This window comes from Streptomyces sp. NPDC002206 (assembly GCF_053593595.1).
Genome location: NZ_JBSFCW010000006.1, coordinates 166,051 through 185,331, shown reverse-complemented (window position 1 = coordinate 185,331; position 19,281 = coordinate 166,051). Strand labels below are relative to the sequence as shown.

Sequence of the window (19,281 nt, the reverse complement as noted above, 5' to 3'; positions counted from 1 at the left end):
AGGGCGGGCGGCTCTGCCGCCCGCCCCCGTTGCTCCCCCGCCCGGATCAGGCGTCGATGCTGGAACTCTTCTCCGCCACCCGGTCGGCCTCCGCAGCCTCGGCCGCCTCCTGCTTCTTGTTGGCGATGAGGCTGGTGATCGTGGTGATCACCAGCACCGCGCAGATGAAGCCGAGCGAGACAGGGATCGAGATCTCGGGGACATGCACCCCGGACTCGTGCAGCGCGTGCAGCACCAGCTTGACGCCGATGAAGCCGAGGATGACCGAGAGCCCGTAGCTGAGGTGCACCAGCTTCTTCAGCAGACCGCCGATCAGGAAGTACAGCTGCCGCAGCCCCATCAGCGCGAAGGCGTTGGCGGTGAAGACGATGTACGGGTCCTGGGTCAGGCCGAAGATCGCGGGGATCGAGTCCAGCGCGAACAGCACATCGGTGGTGCCGATGGCGAGCATGACGACCATCAGCGGGGTCAGGACTCGCTTGCCGTTGCTCCTGATGAAGAGCTTGGTGCCGTGGTACCTGTCGGCGACACCGAAGCGGCGCTCGATCGACTTGAGAAGACGGTTCTCCTCGAACTCGTCCTCCTCCTCGTCGGCCCGTGCCTCCTGGATGAGCTTCCAGGCGGTGTAGATCAGGAACGCGCCGAAGATGTAGAAGACCCACGAGAAGTTGGCGATGACCGCGGCGCCCGCGGCGATGAAGATCGCTCGCAGCACCAGGGCGATCAGCACACCGACGAGCAGCACGCGCTGCTGGAGGTGGGAAGGCACCGAGAACTTCGCCATGATCAGGACGAACACGAAAAGGTTGTCGACGCTGAGCGACTTCTCGGTGATGAAGCCGGCGAAGAACTCGCCCGACGCCTGACTCTCGCCGAAGACCAGCAGGCCGAGCCCGAAGAGGGCAGCCAGCGCGATCCAGACGATCGTCCAGATTCCGGCTTCCTTCGTCGTCACGTCATGGGGCTTGCGCCCGATGAAGAAGTCGATGGCAATAAGGGCTGACAGACCAAGAATGGTCAGCACCCAGAGGGTTCCTGAAACGTCCACTGCGCCTCCGGCAGTTCGCTACGGCTACTGATCAGCGTCGTCGCTGCCGGAGGTCTCTTCCACCCGGGTGCACGGGATGCGCACCACGGGCCGACGCCCCGGGACCGGTCACAGTCCGTACTGACGGGCACGTCGCGTATGGGAGTACTCCCCTCCGCCCAAGGAACAGTACAGGGAATGCCAAGAAAAGGTAAAGCGCAGGGTAAAGATCGCTCAAAAGGCCAGGTCAGGGGGTTACCTGAGGGGGCATTGCCTTATGGTCTTCGGCCGGTCCGCCGGGCAGCGGCCACCTGGGCCAGGACCTGCTCCAGCACTTGGCTGCCGGGTGGCGTCCGCAACGGCTCGTACGTCCAGGCATGGCCGACCCAGGGATCGGCCAGGTGCTCGTCGGCGACCGGGGTGATCCGCAGCAGGGACCGCCACAGCGGATCGAGCACCGGCCCGTAGGCACTCGCGTCCTCCCGGTCCGCGACCATCAGCAGATGGACGCCGACCGAGGGCCCCTCGTCCGCCAGATAGCGCAACTGGGTGACGGCCCGGTCGTCGAAGCCGTGCGGGAAGTCGTTGACGATCAGTAGTTGCTCGGCTGTGTCCAGGTCCGGCGGGAGCGAGTCGGCGGCGCCGGCCCGGATCGCCATCTGCACCAGATCGACCCGTCGGGTGAGATGGGCGAGGACCGATGCCACTCCCCCGGCACCAGCGGCGGGCGGACCGGCGAGCACCCCGGAGTTCACCAGAGGCGCGAGCGCTGCCGCCGCCGAGCCCGCGGGGTCGATGACGTGGACGGAGAACTCGCCTGCGGGGTAGACGGCCAGCAGCCGGGCGGCGTGCGCGACCGCGTTGTCCATGGCGAGGCGGCGGAGCCGGTCCGTATCGGTCAGAGCCGCGGCTTCGGATGCCGTGCGCCCGCTGTCGATCCAGATGCCGCGCTCGAGCGGCAGCCGTACGAGCAGGGGGATGCGCAGGTCGGGGTTCTCGGGGAGATGGAGGTCGCCGATCCGCAGAGCCATGGGGATCTCCACGGGGACGCGGTAGGCATGCCACACCGGGTTGTCCCAGCCTGCGAACGCGGCGGGGAGCGCGGGCTCGACGACGGCGGACTCGGCGGCGAGCTGCGCGAGATCGCGGTCGAGCGCCTCACGGGCCCGTTCGGTCAGCTGGTCACGCTTGGTGCGGGCCTCCTCGCGGGCCCGGTCGCCCGCCCCGCCGACCCTGTTGCGCGGATCGGACAGGGCCCGGTCGAGCTCCTGGTCCATGCGGGACTCGGCGAAGTCGACAGCGCTGCGGTACGCGGCGGTGGTGCGGGCCAGGTCCTCGAACATGCCCCAGACCTGGTTGTAGAGGCGCTCCTCCATGGACCAGCCGGTCGCGTCCCCGGCGACGGGCTGTGCGGGCCGGCCAGGTTCGGCGGGCGGTGCGCTGGGCGGGGGCGGCGGGGGCGCAGTCGCCTGGCGGCGTGGGTGCGCGTAGTTGATGGGCCCCGTGGCGGGACCCCCGCTCGGCCCCGCCGTGGGTGTGCCCGCGGTGGAGTCCGTGGCGGGGCCCGTGGCGGCTGTGGGCCGGGAAGGCGTGGGACCGGCCGGCGGGGTGGCGGGCGGAGCCGGATCGCCGATCGCCGCCGTGTGGCGGACCCGGTCCCCCTCCGGGGTGCGGGGCGGGGGCGGCGCCACCGAGCGAGCCATGCCCCGGGCGACCGCCTCGTGGATCGACCGGGCCAGCTCCACCGCTGCGGTCACCCCCTGGTCGGCGAGCATCGCGGCCAGACCGCCCGCATAGCCCTGGCCGACCGCGCGGACCTTCCAGTCGCCCTGCCGACGGTAGAGCTCCAGGGCGGCGACCGCGGACTCGGCATCCAGGCCGGTGAGGGTGAAGGTCGCGATCTCGGTGCCTTCGAGGCCGGTGACGGCGACGAAGGGTGCGGCGACCGCGCCGAATCTGACCGGGCCGCCGGCCTCCATGGGCAGGGCCAGCAGCACGGTGACGCGATGCACCGCGGCGGGCATGGCGTCGAGGTCCACGGCCAGTCGGTGGTCGGCGGCGGCCTGCTTGGACACTTCGAGTCCGGGCAGCTGGGGCGAGCCCGGGTGGGCGATCCACTCGATGCCGTGCACGGTGCCCCGCTCGTCGCCGAGCGTGGCACCGGCCACGACAGGTGTACCGGCCGATACCCGGATCTCCAGACGGGTCTGGGGCAAGGTGTGGTTCTGCCCCCGGACCAGCTCGGCCGTCATTGCCCTGTCCCCTCGACGAGTTGATGATGCGCGGTCCGCTGCCACGATCCGCCGTGCAGTGTGGTGCGGTGCATGCGGTGCGGTGCATGCGGTGCAGCTCCCGGCGGCCGATGCCTCCGGGAGCTGCGCGTACCGATACGGACCCGATCGGTCCGGCCGTGCCTACAGGTGCGGCAGGATCGCCGGCATCAGGTCCTGGAACGTACGGCCGTTGGCCGGGTTACCGAGGGCCGTCATCTGCCACCCGGCGCCGACCCGGTGCACCTTGGCCATGATCTGGGCGGTGTACTGACCGCCGCCGTCGAGCGTGTAGCGGGCGAGCTCCTGACCGTTGGTCTCGTCGACGATGCGGCAGAAGGCGTTCTGCACCTCCTGGAACGTCTGGCCGGTGAAGGAGTTCACCGTGAAGACGATCTGGTCGATGTGGACCGGCACCCGCTGCAGGTCGACGAGGATCGCCTCGTCGTCGCCGCCCGAACCGGCACCGCCGACCAGGTTGTCGCCGGTGTGCTTGACCGACCCGTCGTCGCTGACGAGGTGGCGGAAGAAGACCACGTCGACCGGCTGCTTGTCGGCGAACAGCACCGCCGACGCATCCAGGTCGATCTCCCGCGTGCGCGAACCGAACAGACCGCGACGCGGCGCCGCCTGCCAGCCGAGTCCCATCCGTACCGCGGTCAGGGTCCCCCCGTCGCTCTTCTGCAGGCTGATGGCCTGACCCTTGGTCATGTTGACCGTCACGCGCTGTCCCCTCTCCCCTTGCCCCGCAACCATCCGTGCGCGGTTTCCCAGCACCCTACGCAGTCACGCCGAAGGCGCAGCAGCTCTGGACCGTTTTTGTGTCGGTCCTGCAACACAGGCCGGTACGGCAGGTCAGGCCAGGCCCGCCTCGCGCATCTGGCGCAGCTCCTTCTTCAACTCGCCGACCTCGTCGCGCAGTCGGGCGGCCACCTCGAACTGCAGGTCCGCGGCGGCTGCCCGCATCCGGTCGGTCATCTCCTCGATGATCCCGGCGAGCTCGGTCGCGGGCCGGTCGGTGACCACCGCGCCGGCCTTCTTGGCTCCGGCCGCCTTGCCCGCCTTGCCGCCGAGCGCGGGGACCGGGGCCTTGTCGCCCTTCGTCTGGCGGTAGCCGGTGCCGAGCAGCTCCTCGGTGTCGATCTCCTCGCGGGCGATCGTCGCGACGATGTCGTTGATCTTCTTGCGCAGCGGCTGCGGGTCGAGGCCGCGCTCGGTGTTGTACGCGATCTGCTTCTCCCGGCGGCGGTTGGTCTCGTCGATGGCCTTCTCCATCGCCGGGGTGATCTTGTCGGCGTACATATGGACCTGGCCGGACACATTGCGGGCCGCGCGGCCGATGGTCTGGATGAGAGACGTCCCGGAGCGCAGGAAGCCCTGCTTGTCGGCGTCGAGGATGGCCACCAGGGACACCTCGGGCAGGTCGAGTCCCTCGCGCAGGAGGTTGATCCCGACCAGCACGTCGTACTCACCGGAGCGCAGTTCACGCAGCAGCTCGATGCGGCGCAGCGTGTCGACGTCACTGTGCAGATATCGGACCTGGATGCCCAGCTCCAGGAAGTAGTCCGTGAGGTCCTCGGACATCTTCTTGGTGAGGGTGGTGACCAGGACCCGCTCGTCCCTCTCGGTGCGCTTGCGGATCTCGTGCACCAGGTCGTCGATCTGGCCCTCGGTGGGCTTGACGACGACCTCCGGGTCGACCAGGCCGGTGGGGCGGATGATCTGCTCCACGAACCCGTCGCCGCGGGACAGCTCGTACTTGCCCGGGGTGGCGGAGAGATAGACGGTCTGGCCGATCCGCTCCACGAACTCCTCCCACCTCAGGGGGCGGTTGTCGAGGGCGGACGGCAGCCGGAAGCCGTGGTCGACGAGGCTGCGCTTGCGGGAGGCGTCGCCCTCGTACATGGCGCCGATCTGCGGCACGGTGACATGCGACTCGTCGATGACGAGCAGGAAGTCCTCGGGGAAGTAGTCGAGGAGGGTGTTGGGGGCGGTGCCGGGCTCGCGACCGTCCATGTGCATCGAGTAGTTCTCGATACCGGAGCAGGTGCCGATCTGGCGCATCATCTCGATGTCGTACGTGGTGCGCATCCGCAGCCGCTGGGCCTCCAGCAGCTTGCCCTGCTTCTCCAGCTCGGCGAGGCGGTGCTCCAGCTCCTGCTCGATGCCGTTGACCGCCTTCTCCATGCGCTCGGGTCCCGCCACGTAGTGGCTGGCGGGGAAGACATAGAGCTCGTTGTCCTCGCTGATGACCTCGCCCGTGAGCGGATGGAGGGTGGAGAGCGCCTCGATCTCGTCGCCGAACATCTCGATGCGGACCGCGAGCTCCTCATAGACCGGGAAGATCTCGATGGTGTCGCCGCGCACCCGGAAGGTGCCCCGGGTGAACGCGATGTCGTTGCGGGTGTACTGGATCTCCACGAAGCGGCGCAGCAGCTGGTCCCGGTCGATCTCGTCGCCCACCTTGAGCGGGACCATGCGGTCCACGTACTCCTGTGGCGTACCGAGGCCGTAGATGCAGGAGACCGAGGCGACCACGACCACGTCACGGCGGGTGAGCAGCGAATTCGTCGCGGAGTGGCGCAGCCGCTCGACCTCGTCGTTGATCGACGAATCCTTCTCGATGTACGTGTCCGACTGCGGAATGTACGCCTCGGGCTGGTAGTAGTCGTAGTACGAGACGAAGTACTCGACGGCGTTGTTCGGGAGCAGTTCGCGGAACTCGTTCGCCAGCTGGGCCGCGAGGGTCTTGTTCGGCGCCATCACCAGGGTGGGGCGCTGGAGCTTCTCGATCATCCAGGCGGTGGTCGCCGATTTCCCGGTGCCGGTCGCGCCGAGCAGCACGACATCCTTCTCACCTGCCCGGATGCGCTGTTCCAGCTCGGCAATGGCCGCGGGCTGGTCGCCGCTGGGCTGGTAGGAACTGACGACCTCGAAAGGCGCCACCGAACGTTCGATCTTCGAAACGGGCCGCATGGAACCACCGTACGGCCCCCCACTGACAACCGGGGTCCGGTCACCGGTCCCGCGACGGCGGGGTGTGCTGACGCTGCGACTGGAAGGACGCCGGGTCGGCGTAGGTGCCGAACCGCGGGACCTGCCGCTGGACGGGGATGCCGGGGGCCCGGCCGGTGCCGTGGGTGCCGTGTCCCGCCGGGTCGGCCCAGCCCGGGTCGCCCATCACCATCAAGGGGTCGAACATCACGACCACCGCGGCGAGCAGGAGGAAGCAGCCGGGGCCGATCAGGAGCGGGATCAGGGGTGCGGTCGGCGGGCTTTCGGCCGCGTTGCCGGTGACGTCCGGGTGCAGATGGACACTGAGCGCGGCCATGGCCGTGTAGTGCATTCCGCTCACCGCCACGCCCATCACCACGCTGGCACCGAGGCTGGGCAGGAAGCCGCGGATGGAGACGGCCGCCCAGAGTGCGACCGTCGCGGCGACGACGGCGATGACGACGGAGAGCGCGACGGTGAGCGTGTCGTACTCGAACTGCCCCCGGAGGCGCATTCCTGCCATGCCGAGGTAGTGCATGGTGGCCACGCCGAGACCGGTGATGGTGCCGCCGGTGACCATGGCCATCCGGGTCGCGCCCTGGTACCCGACGATGAAGATGCCGATGCCGACCATGACGATCGCGACGGCCAGGCTGGCGAAGGTGATCGGGATGTCGTACTCGATCGGCACCTGTTCGACGCTGAATCCCATCATCGCGATGAAGTGCATCGTCCAGATGCCGGAGCCTATGGACGTCGCCCCGAGAGCCAGCCAGCCGGCTTTGAAGGAACGCTCGGTCCGCAGCGACCGCGTCGTGCAGCGCAACCCCAGGGCCGCGCCGAGGCACGCCATGAGGAAGGCCGCAGCGGGCGTCACCATCCCATAGCTGAAGCCGTCCGTTGTGCCCTGCATGCTCGTACGCCCTTCGAGTGAAGCCCGGGTTCGGGGTGACCCTAAGGCGCGATGCCCGGCAAACAAACAGAAGGACTGCATTTTATCGGCAGCTCAATCGGCCAGAGACCCGGCCTCGGCTCCTCCGTTCATGTGGTGGCCATCCTTCGCCGGTCCGTCGTTCGGGGGCGGCTGTCACTCTCGGCCCGGACGGAACTCTGACGCAAGGAGTACACGTGTACGCACGCACCGCTACCGCCTCCCTCGCCGCCGTCGCCCTGCTGGGCGCCGGCGCGCTGCTGCTGATCCCCCACTCGCAGGCCACGGACTCCGGCACGGTCACGGGTGCGGGTACGCGCATGGGTACGAGCACGGAGAAAGTCATCCGGACCGTTGTGAACACGCGGGCCATTCCGGCACCCGGCGCCCCGGTCGTCCTCGCCCACCGGGGCGCATCGGCGTACGCGCCGGAGAACACCCTGGCCGCCGTCGACCGGGCCAACCACCTCGGCTTCGACTGGGTGGAGAACGACGTCCAGCTCACCAAGGACGGCGTGCTGGTCGTCATCCACGACACCGACCTGAAGCGGACCACCAACGTCGAGAAGGTCTTCCCGAAGCGCGCACCGTGGGCGGTCAAGGACTTCACGGCCGCGGAGATCGCCCGGCTGGACGCGGGCAGCTGGTTCGGCGCCCGGTACGCCGGGACCCGGATCCCCACGCTCAAGCAGTACCTGGACCGGATCGAGCGCAACGACCAGAACCTGCTGCTGGAGATCAAGAGCCCGCAGACCTACCCGGGCATCGAGAAGGAGACGCTGCGGGTGCTGCGCCAGAAGGGGTGGCTGGACCCCGGTCACGTCAGGTACCGGCTGGTGATCCAGAGCTTCAGCGCGGGCAGCATCAAGAAGGTGCACCAGCAGCGTCCCGACGTCACCACCGGTTTCCTCGGCACCCCCGCGGTTGCCGATCTGAAGGCGTACGCGGCGTTCACCGACCAGATCAACCCGTCGTACACGTCGATCAGCACCCGCTATGTGGCGGCCGTGCACGCACTGAAGGGCGCGCACGGCAGGAAGCTCCGGGTCAACACATGGACGGTCAACGATGCGGCCACCGCCGTGAAGGTGGACAGGTTCCACGTCGACGGGATCATCACCAACACCCCTGACGTGGTGCGCAGGGCCACCGACTGACAGCCTGCCGGAGCTTCTCCTCCCCCACTGTCAGTGGCCGGCCGTACGGTGGTTTCCATGAACAGCAACGGGGATGCAGGCGGTAGCACCGGTGGGACTGTCGAGTGGGCCGTCGTCGGCAGCGACATCGGGCCGCTGCTGCTCGCCGCGACGGCCGCGGGGCTGGTGGGTGTCGTCTTCCACGCCGGCCCCGCGGTGCGGGACAGGGCGGTCGGGCAGCTGCAGGCCCGGCTCGGTGCGGAGCCGGTGGAGGCGCCCGGCTCCGCCCGCCTCACCGAGCCGATACGCCAGCTCGCGGAGTACTTCACGGGTTCCTTGCGGGAGTTCTCCCTCACGCTGGACTGGTCGCTGACGTCCGGCTTCAACCGTCAGGTGCTCCGAGAGCTCGCGGCCGGTGTGCCGTACGGAACGGTCGTCGGGTACGGGGATCTCGCCAGGCGTGTGGGGCAGCCGGGAGCCGCCCAGGCGGTCGGGGCGGCCATGGGGTCCAACCCGCTGCCGGTGGTGGTTCCGTGCCACCGGGTGGTGGAGAGCGACGGCGGGCTCGGCGGGTTCGGCGGCGGTTTGGAGACCAAGCGGCAGCTGCTGGCGCTGGAGGGGGTCCTGCCGCAGCCGCTGTTCTGAGGCCGCTCGCCACGGCCGCCCTCCCCGGACCCGTTTTCGCACCTGCGTGCGAGCTGGCACACTCTGTCGGTGACCAACGCCCTCGACACATCTGACACCCCCGCCGAGCCCGGCTGTCCCGTCACCGCGGCGGAACTCCCCGCCCTGCGGCGCAGAACATCGGCGGTGCTCATCGCCAGCCAGATACTCGGTGGGCTCGGCGTGCCCATCGGTATCGCCCTGGCCCCTGTACTGGCGACGGAGGTGAGCGGCTCGGAGGCGCTGTCCGGTCTCGCCCCGACGGCGTCGGTGACCGGTACGGCGCTGCTGTCGCTGCCGCTGGCCGCCCTGATGACCTCGCGGGGCCGGCGCCCCGGCCTCGTACTGGCCTATCTGATCGGTGCGCTCGGCGCGGCCCTGGTGGTCCTGGCCACCGTCGTGGGCAGTTTCCCGTTGCTGCTGCTCGGCATGGCCGGGTTCGGTGCCGGTTCGTCGGCCAATCTGCAGGCCCGCTTCGCCGCCGCCGATCTGGCCGAGCCGGATCGCCGAGGACGGGCGATCTCCACCGTCATCTGGGCCACCACGATCGGTTCGGTCCTCGGTCCCAACATCGCGGCTCCGGCGGGCCATGTCTTCCGTGGCACATCCATATCCGAGACGGCCGGCCCGTTCCTCATGGCGGCGGCCATCTTCCTGCTCGCCGCCATGGTGGTCGGGGTGCTGCTGCGGCCCGATCCTCTGCTCACCGCGCGTGCGCTGGCGCCGCAGGACGACCGGTCCGCGGGCGGCCGTTCGCTGCGTGCGGGCCTGGCGGCGGTGCGGGCCTCGCCGATGGCCCGGCTGGCGCTGCTGACGGTGGCCGTGTCGCACACCGCGATGGTCTCGATCATGGTGATGACCCCGGTCCACCTGGGCCACCACGGCGCGGACCTCGAGCTGATCGGCCTGGTCATCAGCGGTCATATCGCGGGCATGTACGCGTTCTCGCCGGTGATGGGCTGGCTCTCCGACAGGTTCGGACGGCTCGCCGTGATCGGACTGGCGGCCGGGCTGCTGTCGTGCGCCGCGCTGCTGGCCGGCACCGCGGGCCCCAGCCACGGCCGGACGGCCGCCGGCCTGTTCGTGCTCGGTCTCGGCTGGTCGGCGGGGCTGGTAGCCGGTTCGGCGCTCCTCACCGACTCCGTACCGCAGCCCGCCCGCGCCGCCGTGCAGGGCCTGTCGGACCTGACCATGAACACGGCGGCGGGCATCGGCGGTGCGGTCGCCGGGGTGATCGTCTCCCAGGCGAGCTACGGCTGGCTGAACGCGGTCGGCGCGTGCCTGTTGCTGCCGATGGCGGCACTGGCGCTGCGCCGCGCGCTGACCCGGCCCGCCGCCGCCTGACCGGACGGGATCCGCAGGACGGACATCGCGGGACGAGGTCCGCAAGGCGGCGGCCCAAGCCCGGGCCGGGGACAAGCCCCGGGGCTTCAGAGGCTGATGTGGTACGCCTTGCGCAGCGTCTCGTGCACGGTCCAGGTCGTACGGTCGCCCTCGCGCAGCACGCAGGCGTCACCGGGGCCGATCTGCAGCGTCGCGCCGCCCTCGACCGCGACGGTCGCGCGCCCGCTGACGACCACGAACAGTTCGTCGGCCTCGGTGTCGGTGACCACGCCCGGTGTGATCTGCCAGATGCCCCGCACCTGCTTGCCGTCGGCGGACTCCCACAGCACCTTGCCGGTCACAACGGGCTCGCCCGAGACGATCTGCTCGGGGTCGAGCGGCTCCGGTTCGAGCTCGGCGTCGGGGATGTGCACGGCGAAGGAGGCGGGCGCTTGATCAAATGTGGTCATGGCCGGTCACCCTAGCGACCGCCGCAGAACGTCTCGCGAGCAGGACCGACCGGAGGGAGCCGGACTCGTCCGGCTGGTGCCGCACGGTCCGGCGGCCGTTCGGGTCCCGGGTCACGTTTGAGGGGAGCCCGACCGCGACAGGGATGTGGACATGTCACTGAATGCGCCGGACAGCGCCCACCCGTACGAACCGGTCCCCTCCGCCGAGGTACAGGAAGCCCTCGCCGCGCACCGCCCCGTCGTGGCCCTGGAGTCGACGATCATCGCGCACGGCCTGCCGCGCCCCCGGAATCGGCAGGTCGCGGAAGAGCTGGAGGAGCTCGTACGATCCGCGGGCGCCACCCCCGCGACCATCGCCGTACTGGACGGACGAGCCCATATCGGCATGGACAAGGACCAGTTGGAAAGGGTCGCCGAGGATCCGGCCATGCGGAAGCTCGGGCACCGCGACCTCGCACCGGCACTGGCGGCCGGTGCGAGCGGGGCGACGACCGTGTCCGCGACCGCGTTCCTCGCGGCCCGCGCGGGCCTGCGCGTCTTCGCCACCGGCGGTCTCGGCGGCGTACACCGGGACTGGACCGCGACCCAGGACGAGTCCGCGGATCTCCGGCTGCTCGCCCGCACCGACATCACGGTGGTGTGCGCCGGCGTGAAGTCGATCCTGGACGTCCCGGCCACACTGCAGCGCCTGGAGACCCTCGGGGTCGGGGTGCTCGGCTACGGCACGAAGCACTTCCCCGGCTTCTATCTGAGCAGTTCGGGCGAGCCCGTCGACTGGACGGTGCGTACGCCCGAGGAGGTCGTGGAGGTGATGCGGGCCAGGGAGACCCTGGGCGGCCCCGCCGCGGCGCTGATCGTCGCCAACCCCGTGTCGCGGAAGGACCAGCTGAATCCCGCCCTGCACGACCGGGTGCTGGCCCAGGCGCTGGACGCCTGCCGGGAGCGCGGCATCGTGGGGCAGGCCGTCACGCCGTTCCTGCTGGACCACCTGATGCAGCACACCGGAGGGGCCTCACTGGAGGCCAACCTGGCAGCCGTGCGCGGAAACGTGTCCCTTGCTGCGCGAATCGCGGTTGCCCGGTCCGCCGCGGAACACGGAACAGCCGGGCCGAAGGCGGCGGCCGCCCGATGACCGGCGGCGGTCTTCTCGTCGTCGGGGACGTGGTCACGGATGTGGTGGCGCGGCACGGGGGACCTCTCGTGCACGGCACGGACACAGTGGCCCGGATCAGCACGCTGCCGGGCGGGGCCGGTGCCAATGTCGCCTGCTGGGCGGTGCGTTCGGGCTGCCGGGACGTACGGCTGCTGGCACGGGTGGGCGCCGACTCCGCGGCCTGGCACGAAGATGTGCTGCGCCGGGCGGGGGTACGTCCGCTGCTGGCCGTGGACGACGAGGCACCGACCGCCACCGTCGTCGCGCTCGTCGACTCCGCCGCCGAGCGCACCTTCCTCACCGACAGCGGCGCCGTGCTGCGTCTGTCCCCCGACAACTGGTCGCCTTCGATGCTCGACGGCATCGCGCATCTCCATGTCTCCGGCTACCTCCTCTTCGCCGCCACGAGTCGCGCGACGGCCCTGCTCGCCCTGCGGGAGGCCGGGCGGCGTTCCATCCCGGCGAGTGTGGACCCCGCCTCCGTGGGCTTCCTCGCCGAGCTCGGCGTCGGCCCGTTCCTGACGGCCGTGGAGGGGACGGAGCTGCTGCTGCCGAATGCGGACGAAGCCAGGCTGCTCACCGGCCTCCCCGAAACAGCCGACGCCGCGGCCAAGTTGAGCCTTCTGGTTCCGAAGGTCGTCGTCACCCTGGGCAAGGAGGGGGCCCTGCTGGCCACCGGAGGGAGGGTGACCGGGCGCGTTCCTGCCGTCCCGGTGCGAGGAGCGGTGGACTCGACGGGGGCGGGCGATGCCTTCACCGGAGGGTTCCTTGCGGCGCGACTGGCCGGGGCGGACGATGCCACGGCCGCGGCGGCGGGCTGCCGGTCGGGGGCCGAAGCGGTCACAACGGTCGGCGGCCGCCCCGGTACGTGACGTCGAAGCCTCTTCCCGGCAGGACAGCCTCTAACTCTCCCGGAACAGACCGGTCCAGGCCGGGTGGAGCGGATCGTCGGCCCGGACGACCGTGTCCGCACGCCCGGCGGGCGCCACCTCGTCCTCGTACCGCGCGAAGGCGGGCAGAGTCCACCGCTCGCCCTCCTCGGTACGCCGCCGCAACGCGCCCGGCGAGAGCCGCAGGTGGACGCTCGCGTCGAACGGGAACCAGTGCCCGAGCAGCAACGGCCCATGCACCACCAGCACACCGCCTTCCGGGAGCTGCTGGTACGGGCTGCGGGTGGCCCGGTCCGTCGCCGGGTCCCAGAGATCGGGCAGCACGCGCCCGCTGCCGCCCGCCTCCAGCGGCCCGAAGACCTCGCGCCAGAGCGCACCCGTGTCGAACCAGCTGTCGAAGTACGAGTCGGGGTCCTCCTTGCCGTACTCGTACCGCAGACTCGCCGGGCGCAGGAACCCCTCAGTGGACACGACGAACACCGCACGACCACGAATCCGCAGCGCCTCGGCGACACGCTCCGCCAGCTCCCCGGTGCGGGCGGCCGGAGCGCCGTCGACGGCGACCTTGAGCCACGGCCCGCCGTCGGCCGGCCTCAGCCCGTCGGCGTGCGCGGCCACCGCTTCGGCCAGCCGTTCCCAGGTGATCGGTTCTAGTCGCACCTGTCCATCATCGCTCCCGGCACCCGTGCGTCGGCGCCGAGCGCGCGGCATCCCCGGTTCCGGAGGCGTACGGAGAGACGCTCGCCGACCGAAAGCCGGCGGCGGTGGGCGATCGTCTCGCGCCAGGTCACTTCTTCGCGCCGCAGTCCACCGCATCGGCGTCGTCGGAGAGCGCACTGCCCTCGGGCAGCAGATAGGTCACCCAGAGCACGACCGGCTCGGTGCCCAGGTTACGTCCGATGTGGGGGCGGTGGGCGCCGGACGGCTCGATGAACGACGTGCCCGCGGCCATCACCTCGACCGAGCAGTCGTCCAGTATGCGGGTCAGCGTCCCCGACTGGACGACGGCGATCACCTGACCACTGTGGGTGTGCCAGCCGGTGGAGCCGCCGGGCTCCACGGTGATCGTCCGGAAGGTCACATCCGTCCGGCCTTTCGGCGTCTTGACCTTCAGCTTCCCGGTCGACGTGCCCTTCGCGACCACCGTGCCGCTCACTCCGCTGCCGGGCGCGGCCATGGCCGCCGGGGGTCCGAAGCCGAGCGCGGCCACACAGCCACCGCTGACCAAGGCCTTGCCGAATCGCACCTGCTGCCCGTACTGGTCCTGCCGTTCCCGCCGTTCCTGCTGTCTGCCGATCCTCATGCGAACCCTCTCCGCCTCGACGTCAAGGACATCCCAAATGCCCCCACGTTACCGGGGAGTTGACACGCGGAATCATCCGGACACGACGGTCGCACGACAGTCACGTGATGGTCATTCGCCCCGAAGCTCTCCGGCCAGCGGCCCCTCGCCCACGACCTCGATCCGTCCGTCCTTCACGGCCTCGGCGAGCGTGCACTCGCCCCGCCCGAGCGCGAGACAGAGCTCGACGTCGAGCGTGATCCGGGCGTCGGCGTGAGCGGCGGGCCCGTCCCCGTACACCCCCTCACCGCCGGCCGGTCCACCCAACTGTACGTGGAACTCCCCCTCGTCGAGGTGGACTTCGACGACTCCTTCGTGAGCCAGCCCGTCCAGCACCCGCAACAGCGGAAGCGCGAACCAGTGGGCCCGCACCGCATCCGTCGGCCGCCGTTCGCCGATCGCGGGCGCGCCCCACTCGGCGAGCGCGGCAAGGACAGGCAGCAACGCGTGACCTCGCTCGGTCAGTTGGTACACCGAGGCGGCAGCGGGCGGGGGCAGCCGCCGACGGGTGGCCAGGCCGCTCTGTTCCATGTCCTTGAGGCGGGAGGCGAGGACGTCGGTGCTGACGCCGGGAAGATCGGCGTGCAGATCGGTGTAGCGGCGTGGTCCGGCCAGCAGTTCACGGACTATCAGCAGGGTCCACCGGTCTCCGACGGAGTCGAGGGCCCGGGCGGTGGCGCAGAACTGGTCGTAACTTCGGCGGCGCGCTGAGCGTGCGGGCGGCTGCTGCTGACGTGGCATGCGACGCAGTCTAGACATGTTGTTGGACTTTCCAAGCCCGAACTTGGTAAAACCAAGTATCGCAATCAGGTAGGGGAGGCCACCGCATGGAATTCCGGCAGTCCAGCAAACTCAACGAGGTCTGTTACGAGATCCGGGGCCCGGTCATCGAGCACGCCAACGCCCTGGAGGAGGCGGGCCACAGCGTGCTCCGCCTCAACACGGGCAACCCCGCGCTCTTCGGTTTCGAGGCGCCGGAGGAGATCGTCCAGGACATGATCCGGATGCTCCCGCAGGCTCACGGCTACAGCGATTCGCGCGGCATTCTCTCCGCCCGCCGCGCGGTGGCGCAGCGCTATCAAGCGATCGGCCTGACCGATGTCGGGGTGGACGACATCTTCCTCGGCAACGGGGTGTCCGAGCTGATCTCCATGTCCGTACAGGCACTGCTGGAGGACGGCGACGAGGTGCTGATCCCGTCGCCCGACTATCCGCTGTGGACCGCGGTGGTCACTCTGGCGGGCGGCAAGGCCGTGCACTACACCTGCGACGAGGCGTCGGACTGGAACCCGGACCTCGCCGACATGGCGTCGAAGATCACCGACCGCACCAAGGCCGTCGTGATCATCAACCCGAACAACCCGACCGGCGCCGTCTACCCGCGCGAGATCCTCGAAGGCATCCTCGACCTGGCCCGCCGGCACGGTCTGTTGGTCCTCGCCGACGAGATCTACGACCAGATCCTGTACGACGACGCCGAGCACCACAGTGTGGCGGTCCTCGCCCCCGACCTGGTCTGCCTCACCTTCAGCGGTCTGTCCAAGACGTACCGGGTGGCAGGGTTCCGCTCCGGCTGGATGGTGGTGTCGGGGCCGCAGCAGCACGCCGCCAACTATCTGGAGGGCCTGACCATGCTCGCCTCCATGCGGCTGTGCCCGAACGCGCCCGCCCAGTACGCCATTCAGGCCGCGCTCGGCGGCCGGCAGTCCATCCGTGAGCTGGTGGCACCGGGCGGCAGGCTGTACGAGCAGCGCAACCGGGCCTGGGAGAAGCTGAACGAGATCCCAGGGGTGTCGTGCGTGAAGCCGAAGGGGGCGCTGTACGCGTTCCCGCGCATCGATCCGAAGGTGCACAACATCGTCGACGACGAGAAGTTCGTCCTCGATCTGCTGCTGCGCGAGAAGATCCAGGTGGTGCAGGGCACCGGTTTCAACTGGCCGCGTCCCGACCACTTCCGGATCCTGACCCTCCCGTACGCTGACGATCTCGACGCGGCGATCAGCCGCATCGGCCGCTTCCTGAACGGATATCGTCAGTGACCTGCCCCGCCTGCCGGCTGCCCGTCCATACGCAGTTCGCCTCGCCCGGGCTCGTCGGCCCGATCGTCGAGGGCGGACTCGATCCGGCCGACGACCCGGGCTGGGCGGACTCCGGGGCGGGCTCACCCGCCGAGTACGCGCGCTGGGCAGGTCACCTGTGCGGTGTGACCTGTCTGCGCATGGCGCTCGGTGCCGGCGCCCCGCCGCTGTTCGCCCTGCGTGACGGGGCGCTCAAGTACGGCGCGTACACGGAGGATGCGCAGGGGGCGATCCGGGGCCTGGTCTACGCGCCCTTCGCGGAGTACGCGCGGGAGGTGCACGGCCTCGAAGCCACCGTCCACCGCCACCTGTCGACGGACGAGATCGTGGCCCTGCTGGACGAGAGGCGGACGGTGATGGCGTCGGTGCACTACGGGATCCGGTATCCGGAGCGACCCGCTCCGGGCCGGGGCGGTCATCTGGTGCTGGTGACGTCCCGTACGCCTGACGGCGGCGGCGTGCACTTCCACAACCCGTCGGGCACGACGGCCACGACTCGGGCCGCGGAACTGCCCCTGACGGACTTCGAGCGATTCTTCGCCGGGCGCGGGGTATCGCTCGCCGGCGACGCGCATCAGGGGCCGGAAACGGGAGCGGGCCCGGGGGCGTAGCCGGCCCCCGGGCCCTGAGTGATGCCGCCCATTCGGCACGCCGGCACTTTTAAGAGCCCGGGTCAGTCGTAATGTCGCCGCGTCCTTCCTTTAGACGACCGCAGATCGAAGCTCCGCGGGTTGGAGTCGAACCAACATCTCGACGCGCATGGGCCCGAGCCCGTTTGATCCGGCGATCGGCGGCGAATGCTGAGTCTGGAGCAAGAGTCTGAGATTGATCGCGGTCTGCCTCTGCCATTTGGGCCACCCCGGCCCGTGCGGTCGCACCGACCGAATCGGTGCGGCCCGAATGCCGGGGGGAGGACTCGAACCTCCACCGGAACCGCGTCGTCACGACAAGCTTCAGTTTCAGCTTGCGCTCCTCGCGCACCCCGGCCGTGACAATGCGGCCGGGGAATCCATGGTCGGCTACCCGAAGAGGTAACCGAATACCGCATCACCCACCCGCTGGTCGGTGACCTCCACGCCGTTGGCCTCCTCGCGGGCGAACTTCACGGCCTGCTGGAGCTTCTCCACCCGGTCCAGGAGTTCATTGATGCGCCGCGCCGGAAGAGCCCCGGAGAACTTCACGGTCGTCCAGTAACCGATCGGAACGTCCTCGTAGTACACCTCGCCCTGCGCCGGGTGCTTCTCGGTGGCCTCCGCCTTCACATGGTTGCGGGGCACCTTCTTCGTACGGAGCGTCCGGACCGGCTCGGTCTTCCAGGAGTCCGTCGACGGGTCCTGCGTCCACGCCTCGGCGGCGTCGAGCACCGGCAGCTTGCGCACAAACGTGTTGATGTCCGTCAGTTGCTTCTCCAGGAAGAGCAGATACGACACCGGCACATCGGCGACGAGCACCCGGCCGTCGACCTTCACATCCGCGCGGGCCGCACAGTTCGCCCAGTCCTTCGTGGCGGTCACATCGAAGAGCCGGGTCAGCGTCGCCGCGGTGTCCCGCAGCACGTCCTCGGCCTTGATCTGCACCAGTGTCGACTCCGGCGGAAGCTGCTCACCCTCTTCGTCCTTCGGCTGATAGGTCCGGGAGATCCCGGCCAGCAGCCCGACCTTCTGGAGGCCGTGATGCGCCGCCGTCAGGTCCTGGTGAGCCTTGGACTTGACGCCTTTCTCCACTGCGATGATCTGATTGAGTTTCGCCACGTCGAGGAAGTCAGCACCGGCAATCCGCCCCGTACGAAGGGTTTTTGCGGCCGTACTCCGCCTCCCGCGCAGCTGCCTTCACCGGTACGGGTGGTTTCCACCCGATGCCCATGTCCTGCCGTTCTCCGGCGGGGGCCGCTTGCCACAGTGAGCCGCGCGCAGTCCGCGCCCGCCCCCTCCGAAAGGCCCCTCCGTTGCCGCTCCTCCCCCACTCGGCCGGCCACCAGAGCAACGAGAGCACCGACGCCGGTGACAGTCGGCGCGGCTTGAAGCAACACAGTGCGCTGACCGCGGCGGCCACCGCCCTCGCCGTACTGGCCATGGGCACACCCGTCGCCTACGCCACACTGGGCAATGGATCGCCCACCGCCTCGAAGTCCGCTGCATCGGGTGTCGCCGCCCGCGGCAAGGCCTATATCGAGACCCGGCTGTTCTTCGGTACGGAACGCCCGGACGGCGGGCCGGATGTGACCGACCGGCAGTTCCTGGTCTTCGTCGACGAGGAAGTCACCCCGCGCTTCCCGAGGGGCCTGACCATCCAGGACGGCCGCGGTCAGTGGCGGGACTCCCACGGGGTGATCGAGCGGGAGCGCAGTTACGAACTGATCCTGCTCTACCCGGCGACCGAGGCACGGCTGCGCGACCAGCAGATCGAGCGGATCCGCAACGCGTACGAGAACGCCTACGCCCAGGACTCGGTGGCCCGGCTGGAAGAGCGCACGACCGCCGACTTCTGACGACACCCGAGTCGCCCCCCGGCCGCAGCCGACCTGCACGCCGGCTGCTTTCAGGCGACGACCAGCCCCCAGACCACCGCACCGGAGAACCAGTTCACCCGTCATGCCGGACCACTCCCAGGTGCTCCATGTCCGATCCGATACTGTGCCGCGGCCAGGATTCCGGATGCGCGGGATATGTGAAGCAGGGAGCAATCACATGGGTACGCCGATACGCCACTTCACTGCTGCACGGGCGGACGGTCAGGTCTTCACGGTCAATATCGAGCGGAATTTCCAGTACAACCCGTACCGCGACTTCGTTGTCTGTGCGCACTGTGACTGGTCGCCGTCGCTCCTCACCATGGAAAGGATCACCGACATGGCCGGGGAGCATCTGGCGTCGGCGCACGGCGCCGACCTCGGCCTGGCCCACCACGAGAACGAGTCGTTCCGAAAGGGGCGGCTGATCGTTCTCCCGATCGTCACGGTGATTCTGATCGCGCTCTTCGTCTATCTGCGGAGCTGACAGCCGGA

Annotated in this window: 19 protein-coding genes and 1 pseudogene; 9 read left to right on the top strand and 11 right to left on the bottom strand. The window is 69.7% G+C overall.

Going from position 1 to position 19,281, the window contains the following annotated elements; all coding sequences use genetic code 11:
* Positions 1-46 precede the first annotated feature (46 nt).
* The 5 genes from ACWCP8_RS14790 to ACWCP8_RS14770 all read right to left on the bottom strand — a co-directional run bounded on the left by ACWCP8_RS14790 (position 47) and on the right by ACWCP8_RS14770 (position 7,204).
* Positions 47-1,048, bottom strand: coding sequence for a TerC family protein (locus ACWCP8_RS14790; protein ID WP_352264506.1), 1,002 nt, complete (start codon positions 1,046-1,048; stop codon positions 47-49).
* 254 nt (positions 1,049-1,302) lie between these two features.
* Positions 1,303-3,279 carry a TerD family protein gene (locus tag ACWCP8_RS14785; protein ID WP_451116229.1) on the bottom strand — a complete coding sequence of 659 codons (1,977 nt, stop codon included), beginning with the start codon at positions 3,277-3,279 and terminating at the stop codon, positions 1,303-1,305.
* Between the two features lie 162 nt (positions 3,280-3,441).
* Positions 3,442-4,020, bottom strand: coding sequence for a TerD family protein (locus ACWCP8_RS14780; RefSeq protein ID WP_030919738.1), 579 nt, complete (start codon positions 4,018-4,020; stop codon positions 3,442-3,444).
* A 132-nt stretch (positions 4,021-4,152) separates the two neighbouring features.
* On the bottom strand, positions 4,153-6,273 hold the full coding sequence (gene uvrB, locus ACWCP8_RS14775; RefSeq protein WP_352264502.1) for an excinuclease ABC subunit UvrB: 2,121 nt from the start codon (positions 6,271-6,273) through the stop codon (positions 4,153-4,155).
* A 40-nt stretch (positions 6,274-6,313) separates the two neighbouring features.
* Positions 6,314-7,204 carry an MHYT domain-containing protein gene (locus tag ACWCP8_RS14770; protein WP_352264500.1) on the bottom strand — a complete coding sequence of 297 codons (891 nt, stop codon included), beginning with the start codon at positions 7,202-7,204 and terminating at the stop codon, positions 6,314-6,316.
* A gap of 215 nt (positions 7,205-7,419) precedes the next feature.
* Between ACWCP8_RS14770 and ACWCP8_RS14765 the strand changes: the two genes are divergently transcribed.
* The 3 genes from ACWCP8_RS14765 to ACWCP8_RS14755 all read left to right on the top strand — a co-directional run bounded on the left by ACWCP8_RS14765 (position 7,420) and on the right by ACWCP8_RS14755 (position 10,365).
* Positions 7,420-8,379 (top strand): glycerophosphodiester phosphodiesterase, encoded by a 960-nt coding sequence (locus tag ACWCP8_RS14765; protein WP_451116226.1) that lies wholly within the window; start codon positions 7,420-7,422, stop codon positions 8,377-8,379.
* 57 nt (positions 8,380-8,436) lie between these two features.
* Positions 8,437-9,003, top strand: coding sequence for a methylated-DNA--[protein]-cysteine S-methyltransferase (locus ACWCP8_RS14760; RefSeq protein WP_352264496.1), 567 nt, complete (start codon positions 8,437-8,439; stop codon positions 9,001-9,003).
* 69 nt (positions 9,004-9,072) lie between these two features.
* Complete coding sequence (locus ACWCP8_RS14755; protein WP_352264495.1) at positions 9,073-10,365, top strand: MFS transporter; 1,293 nt, start codon at positions 9,073-9,075, stop codon at positions 10,363-10,365.
* Between the two features lie 86 nt (positions 10,366-10,451).
* Here ACWCP8_RS14755 and ACWCP8_RS14750 read toward each other — a convergent pair whose 3' ends face one another.
* Entirely contained in the window at positions 10,452-10,814 is a 363-nt protein-coding gene (locus tag ACWCP8_RS14750; RefSeq protein WP_352264493.1) for a cupin domain-containing protein, read from the bottom strand.
* Positions 10,815-10,965: 151 nt separating this feature from the next.
* On the opposite strand from ACWCP8_RS14750, the gene ACWCP8_RS14745 reads away from it, so the two are divergent.
* Together ACWCP8_RS14745 and ACWCP8_RS14740 are read left to right on the top strand one after the other, a co-directional pair.
* Complete coding sequence (locus ACWCP8_RS14745) at positions 10,966-11,946, top strand: pseudouridine-5'-phosphate glycosidase (protein WP_451116223.1); 981 nt, start codon at positions 10,966-10,968, stop codon at positions 11,944-11,946.
* Positions 11,943-12,839: a carbohydrate kinase family protein gene (locus ACWCP8_RS14740; RefSeq protein ID WP_451116221.1), complete on the top strand. Its 897-nt coding sequence runs from the start codon at positions 11,943-11,945 to the stop codon at positions 12,837-12,839. Before ACWCP8_RS14745 ends, ACWCP8_RS14740 begins: the two co-directional genes overlap by 4 nt.
* A gap of 30 nt (positions 12,840-12,869) precedes the next feature.
* Here ACWCP8_RS14740 and ACWCP8_RS14735 read toward each other — a convergent pair whose 3' ends face one another.
* The 3 genes from ACWCP8_RS14735 to ACWCP8_RS14725 all read right to left on the bottom strand — a co-directional run bounded on the left by ACWCP8_RS14735 (position 12,870) and on the right by ACWCP8_RS14725 (position 14,940).
* Positions 12,870-13,517 (bottom strand): uridine kinase, encoded by a 648-nt coding sequence (locus tag ACWCP8_RS14735; RefSeq protein ID WP_451116219.1) that lies wholly within the window; start codon positions 13,515-13,517, stop codon positions 12,870-12,872.
* Between the two features lie 127 nt (positions 13,518-13,644).
* Positions 13,645-14,160, bottom strand: a complete 516-nt coding sequence (locus ACWCP8_RS14730) for a cupin domain-containing protein (protein ID WP_352264489.1) — start codon at positions 14,158-14,160, stop codon at positions 13,645-13,647.
* 111 nt (positions 14,161-14,271) lie between these two features.
* Complete coding sequence (locus ACWCP8_RS14725) at positions 14,272-14,940, bottom strand: winged helix-turn-helix transcriptional regulator (RefSeq protein ID WP_352264487.1); 669 nt, start codon at positions 14,938-14,940, stop codon at positions 14,272-14,274.
* An 86-nt stretch (positions 14,941-15,026) separates the two neighbouring features.
* Between ACWCP8_RS14725 and ACWCP8_RS14720 the strand changes: the two genes are divergently transcribed.
* Positions 15,027-16,238 carry a pyridoxal phosphate-dependent aminotransferase gene (locus tag ACWCP8_RS14720; RefSeq protein ID WP_352264486.1) on the top strand — a complete coding sequence of 404 codons (1,212 nt, stop codon included), beginning with the start codon at positions 15,027-15,029 and terminating at the stop codon, positions 16,236-16,238.
* Positions 16,235-16,888: a cysteine peptidase family C39 domain-containing protein gene (locus tag ACWCP8_RS14715; protein WP_352264484.1), complete on the top strand. Its 654-nt coding sequence runs from the start codon at positions 16,235-16,237 to the stop codon at positions 16,886-16,888. The genes ACWCP8_RS14720 and ACWCP8_RS14715 overlap by 4 nt, the downstream gene beginning before the upstream one ends.
* Positions 16,889-17,178: 290 nt before the next feature.
* Here the strand turns inward: ACWCP8_RS14715 and ACWCP8_RS14710 are convergent.
* Both ACWCP8_RS14710 and ACWCP8_RS14705 read right to left on the bottom strand, forming a co-directional pair.
* Positions 17,179-17,264, bottom strand: a pseudogene (locus ACWCP8_RS14710).
* Between the two features lie 32 nt (positions 17,265-17,296).
* Entirely contained in the window at positions 17,297-18,028 is a 732-nt protein-coding gene (locus ACWCP8_RS14705; RefSeq protein ID WP_451116216.1) for a DUF7873 family protein, read from the bottom strand.
* 320 nt (positions 18,029-18,348) lie between these two features.
* On the opposite strand from ACWCP8_RS14705, the gene ACWCP8_RS14700 reads away from it, so the two are divergent.
* Entirely contained in the window at positions 18,349-18,765 is a 417-nt protein-coding gene (locus ACWCP8_RS14700; RefSeq protein WP_451116363.1) for a DUF3574 domain-containing protein, read from the top strand.
* 199 nt (positions 18,766-18,964) lie between these two features.
* A complete protein-coding gene (locus tag ACWCP8_RS14695; protein WP_451116214.1) occupies positions 18,965-19,273 on the top strand; it encodes a hypothetical protein in 309 nt (102 codons plus the stop codon).
* Positions 19,274-19,281: the final 8 nt, after the last annotated feature.

Bases quoted from the DNA above. Each gene is read 5' to 3' on its own strand.
- ACWCP8_RS14745 (WP_451116223.1), top strand. From the start codon at position 10,966: ATGTCACTGAATGCGCCGGACAGCGCCCACCCGTACGAACCGGTCCCC.
- ACWCP8_RS14740 (WP_451116221.1), top strand. From the start codon at position 11,943: ATGACCGGCGGCGGTCTTCTCGTCGTCGGGGACGTGGTCACGGATGTG.
- ACWCP8_RS14700 (WP_451116363.1), top strand. From the start codon at position 18,349: ATGGGCACACCCGTCGCCTACGCCACACTGGGCAATGGATCGCCCACC.
- ACWCP8_RS14750 (WP_352264493.1), bottom strand. From the start codon at position 10,814: ATGACCACATTTGATCAAGCGCCCGCCTCCTTCGCCGTGCACATCCCC.
- ACWCP8_RS14730 (WP_352264489.1), bottom strand. From the start codon at position 14,160: ATGAGGATCGGCAGACAGCAGGAACGGCGGGAACGGCAGGACCAGTAC.
- ACWCP8_RS14725 (WP_352264487.1), bottom strand. From the start codon at position 14,940: ATGCCACGTCAGCAGCAGCCGCCCGCACGCTCAGCGCGCCGCCGAAGT.
- ACWCP8_RS14720 (WP_352264486.1), top strand. From the start codon at position 15,027: ATGGAATTCCGGCAGTCCAGCAAACTCAACGAGGTCTGTTACGAGATC.
- uvrB (WP_352264502.1), bottom strand. From the start codon at position 6,273: ATGCGGCCCGTTTCGAAGATCGAACGTTCGGTGGCGCCTTTCGAGGTC.
- ACWCP8_RS14770 (WP_352264500.1), bottom strand. From the start codon at position 7,204: ATGCAGGGCACAACGGACGGCTTCAGCTATGGGATGGTGACGCCCGCT.
- ACWCP8_RS14760 (WP_352264496.1), top strand. From the start codon at position 8,437: ATGAACAGCAACGGGGATGCAGGCGGTAGCACCGGTGGGACTGTCGAG.
- ACWCP8_RS14785 (WP_451116229.1), bottom strand. From the start codon at position 3,279: ATGACGGCCGAGCTGGTCCGGGGGCAGAACCACACCTTGCCCCAGACC.
- ACWCP8_RS14695 (WP_451116214.1), top strand. From the start codon at position 18,965: ATGGGTACGCCGATACGCCACTTCACTGCTGCACGGGCGGACGGTCAG.